The organism is Streptomyces capitiformicae (assembly GCF_002214185.1).
GTDB classification, from domain to species: domain Bacteria; phylum Actinomycetota; class Actinomycetes; order Streptomycetales; family Streptomycetaceae; genus Streptomyces; species Streptomyces capitiformicae.
Genome location: NZ_CP022161.1, coordinates 4,572,624 through 4,590,801, shown reverse-complemented (window position 1 = coordinate 4,590,801; position 18,178 = coordinate 4,572,624). Strand labels below are relative to the sequence as shown.

The 18,178-nt window shown below is 71.2% G+C and carries 19 protein-coding genes and 2 pseudogenes; 14 read left to right on the top strand and 7 right to left on the bottom strand.

The annotated features are described in order from the left end of the window. The first annotated feature begins 60 nt into the window (after window positions 1-60). A complete protein-coding gene (locus CES90_RS20450; protein WP_189786165.1) occupies window positions 61-588 on the top strand; it encodes a YbjN domain-containing protein in 528 nt (175 codons plus the stop codon). Window positions 589-688: 100 nt separating this feature from the next. Here the strand turns inward: CES90_RS20450 and CES90_RS20445 are convergent. Beyond that, window positions 689-947, bottom strand: a pseudogene (locus CES90_RS20445) (aminotransferase); the annotation flags it as partial. Between the two features lie 44 nt (window positions 948-991). Next, window positions 992-1,588, bottom strand: a complete 597-nt coding sequence (locus tag CES90_RS20440; protein WP_189786164.1) for a TetR/AcrR family transcriptional regulator — start codon at window positions 1,586-1,588, stop codon at window positions 992-994. A gap of 85 nt (window positions 1,589-1,673) precedes the next feature. On the opposite strand from CES90_RS20440, the gene CES90_RS20435 reads away from it, so the two are divergent. Then, a complete protein-coding gene (locus CES90_RS20435) occupies window positions 1,674-2,093 on the top strand; it encodes a DUF1707 SHOCT-like domain-containing protein (protein ID WP_229914194.1) in 420 nt (139 codons plus the stop codon). A 249-nt stretch (window positions 2,094-2,342) separates the two neighbouring features. Here CES90_RS20435 and CES90_RS20430 read toward each other — a convergent pair. Further along, a pseudogene (locus tag CES90_RS20430) lies at window positions 2,343-2,779 on the bottom strand (aminotransferase class I/II-fold pyridoxal phosphate-dependent enzyme); the annotation flags it as partial. A gap of 172 nt (window positions 2,780-2,951) precedes the next feature. On the opposite strand from CES90_RS20430, the gene CES90_RS20425 reads away from it, so the two are divergent. The 3 genes from CES90_RS20425 (at window position 2,952) to CES90_RS20415 (ending at window position 6,813) form a co-directional block, all read left to right on the top strand. After that, complete coding sequence (locus CES90_RS20425) at window positions 2,952-3,506, top strand: Uma2 family endonuclease (protein ID WP_189786162.1); 555 nt, start codon at window positions 2,952-2,954, stop codon at window positions 3,504-3,506. Window positions 3,507-3,853: 347 nt separating this feature from the next. Next, on the top strand, window positions 3,854-5,947 hold the full coding sequence (locus tag CES90_RS20420; RefSeq protein WP_229914193.1) for a hypothetical protein: 2,094 nt from the start codon (window positions 3,854-3,856) through the stop codon (window positions 5,945-5,947). A 119-nt stretch (window positions 5,948-6,066) separates the two neighbouring features. After that, window positions 6,067-6,813: a UPF0158 family protein gene (locus CES90_RS20415; RefSeq protein WP_229914192.1), complete on the top strand. Its 747-nt coding sequence runs from the start codon at window positions 6,067-6,069 to the stop codon at window positions 6,811-6,813. A gap of 221 nt (window positions 6,814-7,034) precedes the next feature. Here CES90_RS20415 and CES90_RS20410 read toward each other — a convergent pair whose 3' ends face one another. After that, on the bottom strand, window positions 7,035-8,267 hold the full coding sequence (locus tag CES90_RS20410; protein WP_189786161.1) for a pyridoxal phosphate-dependent aminotransferase: 1,233 nt from the start codon (window positions 8,265-8,267) through the stop codon (window positions 7,035-7,037). Between the two features lie 120 nt (window positions 8,268-8,387). Here CES90_RS20410 and CES90_RS20405 point away from each other — a divergent pair, with 120 nt between their 5' ends. The 5 genes from CES90_RS20405 (at window position 8,388) to CES90_RS20385 (ending at window position 12,837) form a co-directional block, all read left to right on the top strand. Continuing rightward, entirely contained in the window at window positions 8,388-8,612 is a 225-nt protein-coding gene (locus CES90_RS20405) for a hypothetical protein (protein WP_229914196.1), read from the top strand. 90 nt (window positions 8,613-8,702) lie between these two features. After that, a complete protein-coding gene (locus CES90_RS49720) occupies window positions 8,703-9,086 on the top strand; it encodes a hypothetical protein (protein WP_229914191.1) in 384 nt (127 codons plus the stop codon). A gap of 404 nt (window positions 9,087-9,490) precedes the next feature. After that, the gene (locus tag CES90_RS20395) at window positions 9,491-10,012 is read left to right on the top strand and encodes a DUF2617 family protein (RefSeq protein ID WP_189786159.1); all 522 of its coding nucleotides are present in this window, start codon (window positions 9,491-9,493) and stop codon (window positions 10,010-10,012) included. Between the two features lie 224 nt (window positions 10,013-10,236). Further along, window positions 10,237-11,859, top strand: a complete 1,623-nt coding sequence (locus CES90_RS20390; RefSeq protein ID WP_189786158.1) for a polyamine aminopropyltransferase — start codon at window positions 10,237-10,239, stop codon at window positions 11,857-11,859. A 102-nt stretch (window positions 11,860-11,961) separates the two neighbouring features. After that, entirely contained in the window at window positions 11,962-12,837 is an 876-nt protein-coding gene (locus CES90_RS20385) for an SRPBCC family protein (protein WP_189786157.1), read from the top strand. Window positions 12,838-13,092: 255 nt separating this feature from the next. Here CES90_RS20385 and CES90_RS20380 read toward each other — a convergent pair whose 3' ends face one another. Beyond that, window positions 13,093-13,353 carry a hypothetical protein gene (locus CES90_RS20380; RefSeq protein ID WP_189786156.1) on the bottom strand — a complete coding sequence of 87 codons (261 nt, stop codon included), beginning with the start codon at window positions 13,351-13,353 and terminating at the stop codon, window positions 13,093-13,095. 104 nt (window positions 13,354-13,457) lie between these two features. Between CES90_RS20380 and CES90_RS20375 the strand changes: the two genes are divergently transcribed. The 4 genes from CES90_RS20375 (at window position 13,458) to CES90_RS20360 (ending at window position 17,588) form a co-directional block, all read left to right on the top strand. Next, a complete protein-coding gene (locus tag CES90_RS20375) occupies window positions 13,458-14,252 on the top strand; it encodes an aldose epimerase family protein (protein WP_189786155.1) in 795 nt (264 codons plus the stop codon). A gap of 57 nt (window positions 14,253-14,309) precedes the next feature. Continuing rightward, window positions 14,310-14,864: an orotate phosphoribosyltransferase gene (gene pyrE, locus CES90_RS20370; protein WP_189786154.1), complete on the top strand. Its 555-nt coding sequence runs from the start codon at window positions 14,310-14,312 to the stop codon at window positions 14,862-14,864. A 159-nt stretch (window positions 14,865-15,023) separates the two neighbouring features. Next, window positions 15,024-16,046 carry a class II fructose-bisphosphate aldolase gene (gene fbaA, locus CES90_RS20365; protein WP_189786153.1) on the top strand — a complete coding sequence of 341 codons (1,023 nt, stop codon included), beginning with the start codon at window positions 15,024-15,026 and terminating at the stop codon, window positions 16,044-16,046. Between the two features lie 63 nt (window positions 16,047-16,109). After that, window positions 16,110-17,588: an MFS transporter gene (locus tag CES90_RS20360; RefSeq protein WP_189786152.1), complete on the top strand. Its 1,479-nt coding sequence runs from the start codon at window positions 16,110-16,112 to the stop codon at window positions 17,586-17,588. A gap of 7 nt (window positions 17,589-17,595) precedes the next feature. Here CES90_RS20360 and CES90_RS20355 read toward each other — a convergent pair whose 3' ends face one another. Together CES90_RS20355 and CES90_RS20350 are read right to left on the bottom strand one after the other, a co-directional pair. Next, window positions 17,596-17,898, bottom strand: a complete 303-nt coding sequence (locus CES90_RS20355; RefSeq protein ID WP_189786151.1) for a hypothetical protein — start codon at window positions 17,896-17,898, stop codon at window positions 17,596-17,598. Next, window positions 17,895-18,128, bottom strand: coding sequence for a hypothetical protein (locus CES90_RS20350; RefSeq protein ID WP_189786194.1), 234 nt, complete (start codon window positions 18,126-18,128; stop codon window positions 17,895-17,897). Before CES90_RS20350 ends, CES90_RS20355 begins: the two co-directional genes overlap by 4 nt. Window positions 18,129-18,178: the final 50 nt, after the last annotated feature.

Genomic DNA, 18,178 nt, shown 5'->3' with positions numbered 1-18,178 from the left:
TTGCCACCCCCCGCCCCGCATGGGGGAGGATGGCGGAATCCGTACGAAGGGAAAATCACGGTGAGCATCGACCCGTCCTCGATTCCGAACTTCGGGGGCCAGCCCGAGCCGCAGCCCCAAGGGCCGGCGGGCCCCGTCGTCCCGGATCAGGACCTCGTGAAGCAGCTCCTGGACCAGATGGAGCTGAAGTACGTCGTCGACGACGAGGGTGACCTCGCGGCGCCGTGGGAGGAATTCCGTACGTACTTCATGTTCCGCGGCGAGGGTGACCAGCAGGTCTTCTCGGTGCGCACGTTCTACGACCGCCCGCACCAGATCAATGAGAAGCCGGCCCTGCTGGAGACCATCGACGACTGGAACCGCCGCACCCTGTGGCCCAAGGTCTACAGCCACACCCACGACGACGGCACGGTCCGCCTCATCGGCGAGGCCCAGCTGCTGATCGGCACAGGCGTGAGCCTGGAGCACTTCGTCTCGTCGACGGTCAGCTGGGTGCGCGCCGCCATCGAGTTCGACAAGTGGCTCGTCGAGCAGCTCGGCCTGGCCGAGGACGTCGACGAGGCCGAGAAGCCCGAGGACGACGAGTAGTCGTCACCCGGAAACGCCCCCAGACGTATACGAGAGCCCGGCCGGGGCGCCCACCAACACGGTGGCGCGCCACGGCCGGGCTCTCGCCTTGCGCAGGGCCTCAGAACGCCGCCTTCAGCCGCTTCGCGGCTTCCTCACAGCACCTCGACACGTTTGCAGAAGGCGAACCGTACGAAGGATGCGCCGGCCTCGCGGTGGTCGTAGAAGACGGCGTTCGGGATGGCGACGACCCAGGCGCGCTCGGGCAGCGCGCGGCAGAAGGCGAAGCCGTCGGTCTCGCCCAGGGGCCGGAGGTCGGCGGTGATGAAGTACGTGCCCGCCGTCCGGAACACCTCGAATCCGGCGTCCGCCAGCCCTGACGTCCGGATCGGCGGCCGCTCCGGCACGCCCCGGTCTGCCCGGCCTACTCGCGGAGATGCCGGGCTGTCCCCTGGCCCGGGATCAGGGTGTGCAGCGCCTGGTCCAGGACTGTGAGCAGGTGCTCGTGCTCCTGTGGGGTGTACAGCATGCGCAGTGCCAGGCCGTCGGACAGTGCGATGACTGCATCAGCGACGGCCGCCGCGTGGGTTTCGTGCCCGGCGGACTCCAGCCAGGTGGCCAGTGCCTCACGGATGTCCTGGTCGACCTGCCGCCGGATCGCGGCAAGGCGGGGGTGGTGTGCCGCGTGGACGGCAAAGGCGAGTTGCGCGGTGGCCTCAGCGCGTCGCTCGGCGTCCACGGGGAGCGTGGTAAGGATCAGGTCACGCAGCGCCTGGCGCAGCGGCAGTGCGGTGTCCACCGCGGCCATCCGGCGCTCGACGCGCTCACCGGCCAGCTCAGCGGCGAACGTGAGCATCTCGTCCTTGGTGCGGAAGTACTTCTGAACGGCGCCGGGGGAACGGCCCGTTGCGGCGGCCACGGTGCGCACGCTGACCTCGTCGAGGCCGCGTTCGGCGACCAGTTGGAGCAGGGCCGCACCGATCTGCCGACGCTGTTCCTCCCTGTCGACGGTCTTGGGCATCGGTCGCGCTCCCATCTTTAAGATACAGTCGTATTCTAACCTTCCGTCAGGTGAGGTGCTGCACGGAGCCGAAAGGAGACAAGTGGTGGATGACCGACGGGAGCCTCCGGTGCCCGCTCTGCGGGTCTCGGACCGCGACCGCGACGAAACGCTCGGCGTGCTGGCCGCGGCGCTGGCTGAGGGGCGACTCGATCCGCACGAGCACGAGATCCGTTCCACACGTGCCCTGCGGGCGCGTACAGCCGATGAACTCGCCGCGCTGACAGCCGACTTACCCGCACCGGCGCCGACCCGCTCAGAGCAGGACCGTAAAGACCTCAGGGAGTGGCTGGCCGAATGGCGCTACTGGCTCGGTGGAGCAGTGATCATGTCTGGGATCTGGGGCGCCCGCTGTGCGCAGAAGGGAGAGCTGACCTATTACTGGCCGGTCACGCCGCTGGGGGTGTGGGCGGCCGTGCTGATCGCCATCGCCATCTGGCCGCGCGACACGGGACGACAGCGATGAAGGAGACGGTGGTCGCACTGTGGCCCGCCAAGGCCTTGTTGTTCGGAGCAGGTCGGGGAATCGATCGCATCTCGTCAGCGCCGCAGACGCGCGTTGCCAGGCCCCGAGTCTGCGGCGTGATCCAAACGAAACGGCCTAGGGGTCACGGCAAGGGGCGTTCTCAGGCGAACGACAGCCCGGTCCGTGCACGGATCACCGGAAACGGTGGTGCGCGGCCGGGCTGTTGCCGTTTCGCCGGCCCGAAGGGCTTCAGCCGGCCAGGCACTTGAGGCGGGACACGGCCTCCTCCAGCACGCTCGTCCGCTTGCAGAACGCGAAGCGCACGAAGGGCGCGCCCTGTCGCGGTGGTCGTGGAAGACCGCGTTCGGGATCGCGACCACCCCGCAACGCTTCGGCAGCGCACGGCAGAACGCGAAGCCGTCGCTCTCGCCGAGCAGGCGGATGTCGGTGGTGATGAAGTACGTACCGGCCGGGCGGAACACCTCGAAGCCCGCCTCCTCCAGTCCGTCCGCGAGGAGTTCGCGCTTGAGGAGCATGTCCGCGCGGAACTCCGCGAAGTACGAGTCCGGCAGGTGCAGGGCCTCGGCGACCGCGTGCTGGAAGGGACCCGAGGCGACGTACGTCAGGAACTGCTTGGCCGAGCGGACGGCGGCCACCAGTTCGGGCGCGGCCGTCACCCAGGCGACACCTCGTTGGCCTACTTATTCCTATGTCGTGCGACAGGCCCCGCTGCGGATCTCCGGCACCGGCGGTGAGCGGGCCGCACAACCGTCCGGACCGGTCTGCCGGCCGTACCGACGGGCTCGGTGACGCGGCACTGTCCGTCGTATCCTGACCACACACGGGAAGGAGCCGTCCATGAGCGCCGACGCGATCGTGCACACCGAGTTCCCCAAGGGGTACACGGTCCTGTTCGGGGCCGACGGAAAGGTGATCATGACCCCGCAGAGCGAAGAGCACTCCAGCACCATCAGGTCGATGCAGATCGACTCCGCTCTTGCCCTCGGCCGTCACGCGAAGGTCACCTCCGACGTCTACATCGACTTCCCCGCCGACGAGAACTCCGCCCCCGACCTCGCGATCCTGCGCGAGGACGCACGCAAGGAAGGCAAGCGCTACAGCTTCGAGGACGTCCTGCTGATCTCCGAGGTCGTCTCGACCTCCTCCGCACGCAAGGACTACGACGACTGCACCGCGAAGTACGGCCGCTACGGCATCCCGATCTACCTGGTCGTGGACCCCTACGCCCAGGAAGTCGTCCTCCACACCCAGCCGACTGCCACCGGTTACATCGCCGCACACACCCACAGGTACGGCACGGGCAAGCTCCCCATCCCCCTGGCCGACGGCCGCACCTTCACCCTCGACCTCGACGAACTCCCGCGCCCGGATCCCGAGGCGGACGCCCGCTGACGAGGCACTCCCCGCTGGCCAGGCCCGTGCCGTCGGCACGGGCCTGGCCAGCGCCGTCGGCACCGCCGTCGCCGGACGTGGTCGTTCCTGGTCGGGGCAGCCGGCTGGGATGGCCCGGCCTTTCGTCGATCGGGATCGGCCAGGGGGGCGTGCCGTTCTGTGCCGTGAGTCCGTGCGACGAAGTCCGGTTCGCCGCAAGGAGGTTCGAAGCCGCGTTTGCTGCGGGCGACTACCACCACGTACTGCCCTGAGGTAGCGGGCCCGCTCGTCCTCGGCCGAGTTGCCGGCCCCGGTTCGGCGATAGCGTGGCACGGCAACGACTGCTGCAGACAGGTGGACGAGATTTCATGCGGATGCGGTTCGAACCCGAGGCCGAGGAAGAGTTCGAGGCGGCGTGCGGGCTGCTGGTTGACCGCCTCGTCCGGTGGGCCGGGGAGCAGGGGCTGCCGGTGGACGGGTTCACGGCTGAGACGGCACTGGACTACCGGCACCGGGCAACTGCCGACGGCCGACTGGGGCTGTGGGAGTCGCGAAATGTGGAGGAGCTACTGCTCTCCTGGCTTCCCCAGCAGGTCACCGAGCTTCCCGGGGAGGAACGCGCCGACGCCCCGGGCACACTGCTCACGCTACTGCGCTATCTGCACGCCGCGCAGTTGGCGGACCCGCGCGGCCCCTCACTCCAGGATTCCCTTGCCGCGGTCGACAGGGTCGCGGAACAGCATCTGGCGGCGATGACGGACCGCACTCGCTGGGGATTGGCGAAGTTCTGGGCGATGACGGCCGCGGAGCAGGGCGTGGACGTCCAGGACGGGGCGGCGTTTCAGCGCTTCGCGGACCGGGCGCAGCGCGGGGAGGTCGCCTACGATCAGCAGGCTCTCGCCGCGATCATGGAACGCCGGCTGACCGGCCGCGCGCTGTCCGGCGTGGCCCGGGCCGAGCCGCAACTGCCCGTGTTGCTTCCCCCGGACGACGAATTGCGCCGACGGGCCGAGGCGTCGACGACCGTGGCGCAGTTGCGCGGACTCGCCGAATGGGCGGGGCAGGGCGGCCGCCCGGTGACGGCGACGGGACGGCTGCGGATGGCGGAGGCCCGCGAGCTGGTGGACGTACTCGGCACCGGCGACAGGATTGAGGGGGTGCGCTCTTCGGCCGACCTGCCGCGCCTGGGGCTGCTGGTGGAGTGGGCGAAGAAGGCACGGCTGGTCCGGGTGGTCAAGGGGCGGTTGTACGCGGTGGCCAAGGCCCGGCCGGTGCTGGCCGACCCGCTCCAGCTGTGGCTGCGCGCCTTCGACGCGTGCTTCGAGCTGCGGCAGGCCCTGATCGGGGCACGCAGCGGCTGGCACGTCGAGTCGATGCTCTTCGACGTCTACGAGGACATCCTGGACGACGTGCTGAACACGCTCTACAGCCTGCCGTACCCGATGCCCTGGCCGCGGCTGCGCGACACGGTACACCTGGCCTATCGGACCTCCTCCCAGCTCGACGCCGGGTTGGACCTCCGGCACCGGATGTGGTTCGAGCACGCCGACCGGGACCTGCGCGCGGTGCTCGACCTGCTGGACGACCTGGGCGCGATCGAGCGTGACCGTGGGATGGCCGATCCGGTGTTCCTCGACATCGACCTCTCCGATGCCGGTCCCGAGCTGCTCGCGGACATGCCGCCGGAGCTCGCGGAGCTGCTGGGCGTCGAGGGGACGGCAACGGACCCGGTGGCGCGGGAGCGTGCCGATGCCCGGCGAGAGGAGCTGACCGCCGGGCCGGTCGAGCTCATCCGTCTCACCGAACTCGGTACCCGGGCCGTACGACAGCGGTTGCTGGCGGCCGGCAGGGACGCACCGTTGGTCGGTGAACTGGCCCAGGCGCCGGCGGCCGGCCTGCTGGGGGTGCTGGCCGAGGACTACGACCCGGACGCCGCCCGCACGGAGCTGGCCGGCTGGATAACGGCCCGCGGCGAGCGGGAAGGTGCCCTGCGGCAACTGACCGACGCCGTAAGGACCATGACCTTCCGCACGCGTGCGCAGGCGATGCTCGACGTGCTGCTGGCGGCGTTGCCGGACGGTGAGGGCGAGGGGCTGCTGCGCACGCTGCGGCGAGACACACAGCTGGCGCCGCTGGCGCTGAACGCGCTGGCGCACCGTGAGTTGCTGTCCCCAGAGGACATGACCGATGCAGAGTCTCTGCTGGTGCTCGCCGAGAGCCTGCTTCAGCTCGTGGAGTTGGCGGGCGGCGGGGACGGCGCCGAGGAGACGCTGCGCGCCCAGGGCTCCCAGGCCAGGGACGCGGTTGCCGCCGCGTTGGACTCCGCGCACCCGGACCGGGCCGGACTCGACGAGCTCAGGAAGCTGGCTGCCCGGGCACTGGGTACCCACGGCGTCCGCGTCGGCCGCGCCCCGAAGGCTCGGCGCTCCTCAGGCAAGAGCGGCCGCAAGCGGCGCCGCTGACCGGGCAACACCGCCTGCCCCCAGGCGCCGGGTGCGCCGGCACTGGCACGGAGCCGGGCAGAGGGAAACCGATGGGTCCCGGCGTCGTACGTCCTCGGTGGCGCGTTACCGTCGGGGTCGTGGGTGAGGGATGGGGCGAGGCCGGGCTGCGGGCCCTGCGTGGCGCGATCCACGCGCAGGACGGAGTGGCGTTGCTTGCGGCGTTGCGTCGTGGACCCGTGCGTGAGGTGCTGCAGCTGGCCGACGATGGTGTGGCCGGGGCCGCGGCGCAGGGCCTGCCGGGGGCTGCGGAGATGGCGGCCTTGTTTCTCGGCGCGCTCCAGGAGCGAGGCTTCCGGGGCGATGAGGAGCTGGCGGACCGGTTGCGCGCGGCCACGGGAGACGCGACGATCCCCCTCCTGCGCCCGCTCGCGGTCGATCTGGAGATGCTCGCCATGCTGCTGGAGGGCGACCCGGCCGAGTCCGGTGGCCGGATCGATCTGTCCACCGGTGAGTGCTGGCCTGCGTTCACCGATGAGCTGGGGCCTGGGCCCGAGGCCGAGGGGGACGACGATCCCGAGCGATGGCTGTACGTGCCGGCTCTGGGGTCCCGGGCCGGTTACCAGGACATGGAGCTGTTCATCGAAGAGGTCGAGGACGCCGCCCTTGCCGACAGGCTGCGGATCGCCATCGGTGGGCGGGGCGCCTTCCGGCGCTTCAAGGACGTCCTCGCTGGTGACGAGCGCTCCTGGAGCCGGTACCACCGGTTCCGCGATGAGCGACAGCGCGGCCGGGCCCGCGCCTGGCTGGCCGAGGAAAGCTACTGCCCGCACATCACCTTCTTCGTAGAGTCCAGCTCGGGTTCGTATCCTTCGGGGCCGGTATGACTCTTTGCTGCCCCTGTCTTGCATGATCCGGGGCGCTGTCACCGGGCCTGGCGGCGCCGGTTGATCGCTGATGGAAGCGTGTCCGCCGACAGGCGGGCTGCGTGATATGGCTGCCGAACACCGGTCTCCCGGTCGAACAGGCGGCAGTCGAGTGCGGGTGCGCGGCGGCTCGGAGCAACCAGGCCGTGTGGCCGGTACATTTGTTGGTACGTCTGTGGCTGTCAGGCGGCCAGCGTCTTGAGTCGGGAAGCCGCCTCCTCCAGCACGCCTGTCCGCTTGCAGAACGCGAAGCGGACAAAGGGTGCGCCCTGCTCACGGTGGTCGTAGAAGACCGCGTTGGGGATCGCGACCACCCCGCAGCGCTCCGGCAGGGAGCGGCAGAAGGCGAAGCCGTCGCTCTCGCCCAGGGGCCGGATGTCGGTGGTGATGAAGTACGTGCCGGCCGGGCGGAAGACCTTGAAGCCCGCCCGCTCCAGGCCGCTTGCGAGCAGGTCCCGCTTGGCCAGCATGTCCGCGCGGAAGTCCGCGAAGTATGAGTCGGGCAGGTGCAGTGCCTCGGCCACGGCGTACTGGAAGGGCCCGGAGGCGACGTACGTCAGGAACTGCTTGGCCGAGCGGACGGCCGAGACGAGTTCCCGGGGCGCCGTAACCCAGCCCACCTTCCAGCCCGTGAACGAGAACGTCTTGCCCGCCGAGCCGATCGTGACCGTCCGCTCCCGCATGCCCGGGAAGGTCGCCAGCGGCAGATGCCCGGCGTCGTCGAAGACGAGGTGCTCGTACACCTCGTCCGTCACCACCAGCAGGTCCCGCTCCACCGCCAGCTCGGCGATCGCGGTCAGCTCCTCGCGGGTGAGGACCGTGCCGGTCGGGTTGTGCGGGGTGTTGATCAGCAGCAGCCGGGTCCGGTCGGTGACGGCGTCCCGCAGCTCGTCGAGGTCCAGCCGGAAGTGTCGATATGCGACTCCGTCGCGGGCTCCCTCGTACGGGCGAAGCGTCACGGGTACGCGTGTCCCGCCCGCCATCGCGATACAGGCCGCGTACGAGTCGTAGTACGGCTCCAGCGCGATCACCTCGTCGCCGGGTTCGAGGAGGGCGAGCAGCGCGGCCGCGATGGCCTCCGTGGCACCGGCCGTGACCAGCACCTCCGTGTCCGGGTCGTACGTCAGCCCGTACCGCCGCTCCTGGTGCGCGGCGATCGCGGTGCGCAGCTCGGGGACGCCCGGCCCCGGCGGGTACTGGTTGCCGCGCCCGTCGCGCAGCGCCCGTACGGCGGCCTCGCGGATCTCCTCGGGGCCGTCGGTGTCCGGGAAACCCTGGCCCAGGTTGATCGAGCCGGTCCGCACGGCGAGCGCCGACATCTCGGCGAAGATCGTCGTCCCGAACTCTGCGAGCCGCCGGTTCAGCACCGGACGCGGGGTGGGGGCGGGGCTTGCGCTGGAGGTCATGGCCGTCATCCTGCGCCGAACCTCTGGACTTCCTCAACTCTGCTTTGGGCCGTGCGACGCCCGGGCATCCCCACGTCACGCACGGCCCACGGGGGGTCTGCAAGGGGGAACGAAAGGCTGGTGACGGAGATGGAGGCCTTCTACTTCGTCCTGGGAGCACTCGTACTGCTCGGCCTCTTCGCGCGGGTGGCCGGCGGCTCGCGCCGGCGCCGGCGCCGCAGCTGGTGGGCGGACGGCAGGTCGTCCCACGAGGGCGGATCGTCGTGCGGGGGCGGCTCGTCCTGTGGCGGCGGGTCCTCCTGCGGTGGCGGTGGCGGCGGTGGCGGTGGCGGTGGATGCGGCGGCGGCAGCTGACCTGCCGATGGGCAAGTGAGTAATCGCAAGTGAGCGAGGCGCCCACGGGGGCCGCTTCGGGGGACTCAGGAAAGAGGGGAGGGTGACGCCATGAACGCGATCGCGGTGATCGGCATCATCCTGGCGGTGCTGCTCTGTGTCGTGCTGGTGATCGTCGTGGCCGTCAACCGGAGCCGCGCGAACGCGGCCCGGGCGGCCCGGCGCCGTCCGTCACGCGGCGGCTACGGCAGCGGCCGCAACAGCGGCACCAACAGCGCCGAGGCCAGCAGCGACAACAGCTGGTGGGTGCTCGGCGGGGCCGCGGCGGTTGGCGACAGCGGATCGTCCGGCTCCGGGTCGGACGACAAGGGCTCGTCGTCCGGGGGCGGATCGTCGTGCGGCAGCGGCTCGTCGTCGTGCGGGAGCAGCAGCGGCTCGTCGTGCGGAGGCGGGTCCTCCTGCGGCGGCGGGGGCGGATGCGGTGGAGGCAGCTGACACGGGGCAGCCGAGCTCCACGACACGAGCGCCCGCCGGGTTCGAACTCCCGGCGGGCGCTCGTGTGTACCTGCCTGTACCCGCCTACGTACGGCGCGCGGGAGCACGTCGGCGGACGGAGCGTACGCCGGGTTGAACAGTTGAGCTGTGCAGCCCTCGGGGGGATGGAAAGCACGTCAAGTTGGGTAAAAACGCTGTGGTAATGCCACCGTTCATGATTCCCTATAAGCCGCCGACGCAGCCCCTGGACGTCCCTCCCGGCAAGCCTGAAACGGCTGACCGGACCGACTGGGACGTCACCCCACCTGACTGGCTGCCACATTCCCCGGTGCCGACCGGGCTGCGCCGGACCCACTCCTCTTCTTTCTTTGTTCTCTATCTTTGCGTGCTAGCGGAGCCGACCCATGCTCACGACCCTGAACACCGCCTACACCGACACGCGCGCGGCCGACCTCGCCTGGGCCCTGGGGCGTGAACCGCTGCCCGCGCTCGCCACCCTCGACCTCGAACTCAGCGGCGCGAAGCTGCAGTTGAGACTGCTCGGCGCGTCCCACCAAGTGCTTCTGGAGGAGGAGCGGGGCAGCCACTGTTCGGAGACGGTCGCGTGCATCCCAGGTTCCAGCACACCGCTCCCGCTCGGCGTGGCCAAGCGGGTGGGCGACTGGGAGTACGAATTCGCCGCCCGCATCGAGGTGTTGTCCCCCGGCTCCTTCGCGGGCCGGGCCCAGGAGCTGCTCGCCCTCGTCTCCGACCATCCCCACGGCCTCGCCGGCGTCTTCCCCGGCAGCCCGCACGCCTTCACCGCGATGCTCGCGCAGCGATACGAGGGCCAAGTGCACTGGCGTACGTGGCACGCGTATCCCCAGGACGGCCAACTGGTCGCCACCAGAACGCGCGTTGGGGTGCGCGTGCCTGCGGCGCTGTGAGGGTGGGTGAGTGCGGGTCGAAAAGCATGGGGCGCAGCCCCTGCTTTTCAGGGGCGCGGGGCTGTGCCGATATGCGGCTCCGCCGCGTGGGCGCGAACAACCCCCACCCACCCGCACCCGCCCAACAACCCGACCTCCCGAGCTATTAGGCGCCCGGCTCAGCGGCGCAGCTCCACTCGTGTGGGTGACCCGGAACACCGCAACCCTGACGTAGCGTGCCATAAGTGATCGAGCCGCACGCCCCCGCACCCCCCGGCGCCCCACCCCCCTGGCGCGGCCAGAGCGGTCACGGCGGCGCCCCGGCCGGCGGCCCCGGCGGCCCCGGCGGCCCTGTACGGCTCCCCGTCCGCCCCGGCGTAGGCCGCTTCCTGGTCCTCGCCGGCGTATTCGTCTGCGCGGCCTGCGGACTCGTGTACGAACTCGAACTCGTCGCCCTCGCCTCGTACTTGATCGGCGACTCGGTCACCCAGGCCTCGGTCGTCCTCTCCGTCATGGTCTTCGCCATGGGCGTCGGTTCCCTCGCCGCCAAACGCCTCCGCCCCCGCGCGGCCCTCGGCTTCGCCGCCATCGAGGCGGCCCTCGCCCTCGTCGGCGGCTACAGCGCCCTCGCGATGTACGCCGCCTTCGCCTGGACCGGCGGCTGGGGCGGCATGGGGGCCGGCGGCTCCAGATACCTCCTCGTCGCCTTCTCCCTGGCCATCGGCCTGCTCATCGGCGCCGAAGTCCCCTTGCTGATGGAGCTGATCCAACGCATCCGCCGCCAGGACGCGGGCTGCGCCGTGGCCGACCTGTTCGCCGCCGACTACGTGGGCGCCCTCGCCGGCGGCCTCGCCTTCCCCTTCCTTCTCCTGCCCTGGCTCGGCCAGTTGACCGGCACCCTGCTCACCGGCACGGTCAACGCCCTGATCGGCGGCGCCCTCGTCCTCGGCCTCTTCCGCCACGACCTGAGCCACCGCGCCCGCCGGCTCCTGCTGATCACGAACCTCGCCGTCCTCGGCCTGCTCGCCACCGCCGCCGTACACGTCGACGACTTCGAACGCGCCGCCAGACGCGCGGTCTACGGCAGAGACGTACGCGTGGCGCTGCACACCGACATCCAGGAGGTCGTCCTCACCGGCGGTACCCACGGCCGCCCCCTCTCGCTCTTCCTCGACGGCCGCCTCCGCGTCAGCGCCCGCGACGGACACCGCTACCACCGCGCCCTCGTCGGCACCGCCATGAACGCCGGCCCGCACGCCCGCGTCCTCGTCCTCGGCGGCGGCGACGGCCTCGCCGCCGCCGAGGTGCTCCGCCACGACGGCGTACGCCGGGTCGACGTCGTCGAACCCGACCCCGGCGTCGTACGCCTCGCCCGCCGCGACCCGGCGCTGTCGTCCCTGAACGGGCACGCCTACGACGACGCCCGCGTCCGTGTCTTCACCTCGGACGTGTTCACCTGGCTGCGGGACGCGAGCCCCACGACGTACGACCACGACGACTACGACGTCGTGATCTCCGACCTCCCCGACCCCGGCATCACGGCGAGCACCAAGCTCTACTCGCAGGAGTTCTACGTCCTGGCCCGTGAGGTCCTCGCCGACGACGGCCGCCTGGTCGTGCACGCGGGCCCCGTGTCGTCCCGCGCCCACGTCTTCTGGACGGTCGACGCCACCGTCCGTGCCGCCGGCCTGCGCACCACGGCCTACCGCGTCGCCGCCGCCCCCGGCCACGGCTTCCTCCTGGCGACCCCGCCCGGCTCCCGCCCTCCGGTGCCGGACCCCCGAGGCGGGGCCACACTCCTCGGGGACGCCGACCGCGTACGGGGCCTGCCGCCGTCCACCTTGGTGCATCCGAGGTACGCCGACTGAACATGCCGGCTGAACACGGCGGCGCCGAAGCCGGGTAATACATGTATGCAATGCGCGTATGTACGGGTGCGGTGCGGGGCCTCCTGGGTAGGCTCGACTGCCATGGAGCATGAGGTGTTCGTTCCGGTTCCCGCAGGCCGCCTCCGGGAGGCGCTGTCCGACCCCGAGCGGGTGGCCCGAGCGGTCCCCGGGCTCCAGCAGGACGCGGGCACCCCACCCGTGGCCGGCCGCCTGAAGGTACGCGTCGCCGGCCACACCATCACCTACCGCGGCACCCTCCGCGTCACCGCCCAGGACGACGGCACCTACGCCGTCGAGGGCGACGCCACCGAGGCCCGGGGAACCGGATCCGTGAAGCTCACCCTGACCCTCCGCCTGATCCCGGCGACCGACGGCACGACCATCGCCTTCGAGGGCACCGCCACCGCCGACGGCCGCATCACCGAACTCGACACCGACACGGTCACCGCGGCGGGAGCGCGGCTGCTGGGGAAGTTCGCGGAGAACCTGGGGGGCGGGGTCGCCGAGGAGGAGCGGAAGGAAGAGGAGGCACGGGAGGAGCGGAAGGAAGAGGAGGCACGGGAGGAGCGGGGGGCACAGGAGGAGGCCCATACGGCGGTCGAGGCCGAGCCCGTCGCGGAAGGCCCCGAACATACCGATGGCGAGGACGGTGAGGACGACGAATCCGTGGCCTCCGTCTACGACGCCGAGGTTCCGCCGCCGTCCCTGGACCCGTTCACCGAGGGCGACTTCGTCGCCAGTGGTGAGCCGCCGGCCGAGGCCGCGCATGCGCGCCGGACGATGATCGGGCGCAGCGCGGAGGAGGTGGACCACGCACCACCGCGCGGCCGCTACGCCCCCGTCCCGGCCGCCGAGACCGTCTCCGCCGGCACGGCCCTCCGCTGGGCGGCGCCCGCAGCGGCGCTCGCCGTGGCCTCCGCCATCATCGTGGGCCGGGCCTTGCGCAAACGCCGCTGAGAGCGCCGGAGAGGAACTCGATCCAGGCTCACCAGTCTGATTAGCGATGCGTAGCGATCCCGTGACAGACTGTCACACGCATGCCCGGCGTCCAGGCGACGTCGGGCACCCTCCTCGGTCGGGTCATGCGGCCTGACCGACCAGCGCCCGGAGGGACGTGCCACGCGGGCTGACTTCAGCACCAGGGCACGAAGGCGATTGGCTCACATCCCTGAGCAACACGGCGGATCACCAAGCCAATCAGAGACGCTGGATCTACAGGCCGTGCAGGGCTATGTGAAGGGGGAGCGCCGGCTCCTCGGGGAGGGCCGGGGGCTCCTCGCCACGGCCGGTGTGCGTGGGGCGGACGGCACGCAGGCCCGTGATGCCGTCGGCCGCCCACTTCGCGTCCGTCGCCGGCAGCGACAGCGTCATGCGCCGCCCGTCGGCAAGCGTGCTCTCCAGCTTGGTCGGGTCGTTCCCCCGGTCGTTCCCCCGGTTGTTCTCCTGGCCGTTCGCCTGGTCGTTCTCCTGCATGGCAACTCACTTCCGTCGCACACCATGAACAACAAGCCTCGAATAACAGGCCTTGATACGAAGGACTGCGGTGCGAGGAAAAAGGTTCCCAGTAGGGTCGACGCGTGAGTAGCGAAGAGATCACGCTCACCGCGGCTGACGCGGAGGCGGTGCTGGCGCCGGGCGACGGCGGACGGGTGGCGAGCCTGCGGATCGGTGGGATCGAACTGCTGCGCCAGGGCGAGCGGTTCGGGTGCTTCCCGATGGTCCCGTGGTGCGGACGGATCCGCGACGGCCGTTTCCTCAGCGGCGGAGCCGTACAGCAGATGCCCATCGACGCCCCGCCCCACGCCATCCACGGCACCACCCGGGACGGCGCGTGGCGGGTCGCGAGCCACACCGACACCGAGGCCGTCCTCACGTACGACCTCGTCGACCCCTGGCCCTACCCCGGCCGGGTCACCCAGGTCGCCACGCTCACCCCGGACGCCCTCACCCTGACCATGTCCGTGGAGGCGTACGACTCCTCCTTCCCGGCGCAGATCGGCTGGCACCCCTGGTTCAACCGCACCCTGGAAGGCGGCGGGGAGGACGTACGGCTCGACTTCAGCCCCGCCTGGCAGGAGGAGCGCGGCGCCGACCACCTCCCCACCGGCAACCGCGTGGACCCGAAGCCCGGCCCCTGGGACGACTGCTTCGGCATGCCCGACGGCGTCGACGTCACCCTCACCTGGCCGGGGCGCCTGGAGCTGAAGGTGGCCTCGCGGGAGGAGTGGGTCGTGGTCTACGACGAGCAGGCGGAGGCCGTGTGCGTGGAGCCGCAGACCGGCCCGCCCAACGGCCTCAACACCCACCCCCGCCTGGTCACCCCGATCGAGCCCCTCGAAGCGGCGACGACCTGGACCTGGCGGCGCCTGTGAGCGCGCTGCCTGTGAGCGGGGTCATGGGGGCATAAAGGGCCCATTAGGCTGGCTGCCATGACTGACGTGGACGTACGCGGATCGCTGCTGCAGCAGATCAAGGACAAGGCCGTGGTGCACGGCAAGGTGACCCTGTCGTCGGGTCTGGAGGCGGACTACTACGTCGACCTGCGCCGCGTCACCCTCGACGGCGAGGCCGCCCCGCTGGTCGGACAGGTGCTGCTCGACCTGACCGCCGACCTCGACTTCGACGCGGTCGGCGGTCTCACGATGGGCGCCGACCCGGTGGCCGGCGCCATGCTGCACGCCGCCGCCGCGCGGGGACGGCGGCTCGACGCCTTCGTCGTACGCAAGGCGGCGAAGGCGCACGGCCTGCAGCGGCGGGTGGAGGGGCCGGACATCGCGGGGCGTCGGGTACTCGTCGTCGAGGACACCTCCACCACCGGTGGCTCGCCGCTCACCGCCGTCGAGGCCGTGCGCGAGGCGGGCGCCGAGGTCGTCGCCGTCGCGACCATCGTCGACCGGGCCACCGGTGCCGCCGAGAAGATCGAGAAGGGCGCCGGCGTGCCGTACCTCTTCGCCTTCTCCAAGGACGAGTTGGGCCTGGACTGAGGGGCGATTGCGAAACGCCAGGTCAGGGTTACCGAAGAGTTTCGGGCGCCCTGGCCGGAGCAGCCGGTCACGTCTGGAAGGATGGGTCCGACGATGACGTCGCAACCCTAGGTCAGGGCTCGTAAGCACAACGCCACCCGCACATACAAGGAGCGGACCATGCCCATCGCAACCCCCGAGGTCTACAACGAGATGCTCGACCGGGCGAAGGCAGGCAAGTTCGCCTACCCGGCCATCAACGTGACCTCGACCCAGACGCTGCACGCCGCGCTGCGCGGCTTCGCGGAGGCGGAGAGCGACGGCATCGTGCAGATCTCGACCGGCGGGGCCGAGTTCCTGGGCGGTCAGTACAGCAAGGACATGGTGACCGGCGCGGTCGCCCTGGCCGAGTTCGCGCACATCGTGGCCGAGAAGTACCCCGTCACGGTCGCCCTGCACACGGACCACTGCCCGAAGGACAAGCTGGACGGTTACGTACGTCCGCTGCTGGCGGTGTCGGAGGAGCGGGTCGCGCGCGGCGAGAACCCCCTCTTCCAGTCCCACATGTGGGACGGCTCGGCCGAGACGCTCGCCGACAACCTCGCCATCGCCCAGGAACTCCTCGCCCGCGCCGCCGCCGCGAAGATCATCCTCGAGGTCGAGATCACCCCGACCGGTGGCGAGGAGGACGGTGTCTCCCACGAGATCAACGACTCCCTGTACACGACGGTCGACGACGCGATCCGTACCGCCGAGGCCCTCGGCCTGGGCGAGAAGGGCCGCTACCTCCTCGCCGCGTCCTTCGGCAACGTCCACGGCGTCTACAAGCCGGGCAACGTCGTCCTGCGCCCCGACCTCCTGAAGGAGCTGAACGAGGGCGTCGCCGCCCGCTTCGGCAAGGAGTCCCCCTTCGACTTCGTCTTCCACGGCGGCTCCGGCTCCACCGAGGAGGAGATCCGCACCGCCCTGGAGAACGGCGTCGTCAAGATGAACATCGACACCGACACCCAGTACGCCTTCACGCGTCCCGTCGCGGCCCACATGTTCCAGAACTACGACGGCGTGTTGAAGGTCGACGGCGAGGTCGGCAACAAGAAGACCTACGACCCCCGCACGTGGGGCAAGCTCGCCGAGGCGTCGATGGCCGCCCGCGTGGTCGAGGCCTGCGGGAACCTGCGGTCCGCGGGCACGAAGATCAAGTAAGCCGCGTCGTACGGCGACAGCGAGCCCGGTGCCCTGGCGCCGGGCTCGCTGTATACCTGGACCATGCCCGACATCCGGCTGGCCTCGCCCCGGGGCAGATGGGTCCTGCTCACCACGATCCTCGGCTCCAGCATGGCCCTGCTGGACTCCACCGTCGTCAACGTCGCCCTGCCCCGTATGGGGCGCGACCTGGACGCGGATCTCGCCGCCCTCCAGTGGACCGTCAACGCGTACATGCTCACCCTGGCCGGGCTGATCCTGCTCGGCGGCGCCCTCGGCGACCGGTTCGGCCGACGCAGGGTGTTCGTGATCGGCGTGGTGTGGTTCGCCCTGGCGTCCCTGCTGTGCGGCCTCGCGCCGAACGTCGGCGTACTGATCGCGGCCCGTGCGCTGCAGGGCGTGGGCGGGGCCCTGCTCACCCCCGGCTCGCTGGCGCTCATCCAGGCCTCGTTCCACCCCGACGACCGGGCGCGGGCCGTCGGTCTGTGGTCCGGCTTCGGCGGCATCGGCGCCGCCGTCGGCCCGTTCCTGGGCGGCTGGCTGGTGGACGGCCCCGGCTGGCGCTGGGTCTTCCTGCTGAACGTGCCCCTGGCGCTCATCTGCGTCCCGATCGCCACCCGCCACGTACCCGAGTCGGGCGACGGTCAGGCACACCACGGCCGCTTCGACGTCCTTGGCGCGACCCTGGGCGCCTTGTCGTTGGCGTTGGTGACGTACGCCCTGATCGAGGCCGGGGAGGGCTCACTGGCGGTGACCGTGTCGGCCGTCACGGGAGTCGTGGCGGGCGTGGCCTTCGTCTACGTCGAACGCCGGCGCCCCGACCCGATGATGCCGCCGGAGATCTTCGCCTCCCGCCAGTTCACGGCGGTCAACCTCGTCACCCTGTGCGTGTACGCGGCCTTCGGCGGCTTCTTCTTCCTCGTCGCGCTCCAACTCCAGGTGGTGTCGGGCTACTCGGCGCTGGGCGCGGGCACGGCCCTGCTGCCCATCACGGTCCTGATGCTCCTGCTCTCCTCCCGCGCGGGCGCGCTCGGCGAACGGATCGGCCCCCGCATCCCCCTCACCGTCGGCCCACTGCTGTGCGCGGCGGGCATGCTGCTGGCGCTGCGGGTGGGGCCGGAGGCGTCGTACGTCGCCGATGTCCTGCCCGCGCTGGTGGTGCTCGGCCTCGGCATGGTCACCCTGGTCGCGCCCCTGACCGCGACGGTCCTGGCCTCGGTCGACACCGAGCACGCGGGTCTGGCGAGCGGCATCAACAACGCGGCGGCCCGCGCGGCCGGCCTCGTCGCCGTGGCCGCGTTGCCGCTGATCGCGGGGATGGGCCCGGAGGCGTACCGATCGGCGTCCCAGTTCGACGACGCGTTCGGCACGGCGATGCTCGTCTGCGCCGCCACGCTGGTCGCCGGCGCGGCCCTGGCCTACGCCACGATCCGTCGCCCGGCGCCGGACTGCCGCCACCCCGAATGCCGAACGCACTGCGGGGTGACGGCTCCGCCGCTGGAGTCGGGGGAGGTGGGGGAGGCGGAGGGCCGGGAGAAGTGACGCGGGCTCAGCTGTCGTCGTCCGGCGTCGGCAGGCGCAGTCCGCGTGATTCGGCGACCCTCAGGGCGTCGCCGAGGCACTCCGCCAGTCGGAGCCCGGCGTACCGCACCTCGGTGTGCGGGGACGCGGGGTCGGCCAGCACCTTGCGGGCGTGGCCGAGGACGTCGGTGCCCAGGGTCAGTTGTACGGCCTCCATCTCGTCGGCCAGGCGGGACACGTAGCCGCCCTCGTCGCTGGGGACGAGGTAGCACGGCTTGCCCTCCGGGGAGGTCCAGGGGAGGAGGCGGGGCGTGATGACCAGGTCGGTCATGCGGCGACCTCGCCGAGGTAGGGGCGGACGAGGGGGCTGGTACCGCCGTCGAAGGGGGCGAGGTCGAGTCCGTAGGGGGAGCGGTGGGGCGGTAGCTGGTCGATGGGGTGGGGATGGGGGTGGAGTGCGGGCCGTCGCCGGGTGGGGCGGGTGCCCGCGCGGTGCGTTCCGGTGCCGGGGGTGAGGAGAAGGCCCAGTAGGTGGGCGGTGCGGCGGATAAGGTTTCGCATGTCGATGCTCCTGGTGCAGCGTCGGCCACGCCCCGGGGTCCTGGCAGACC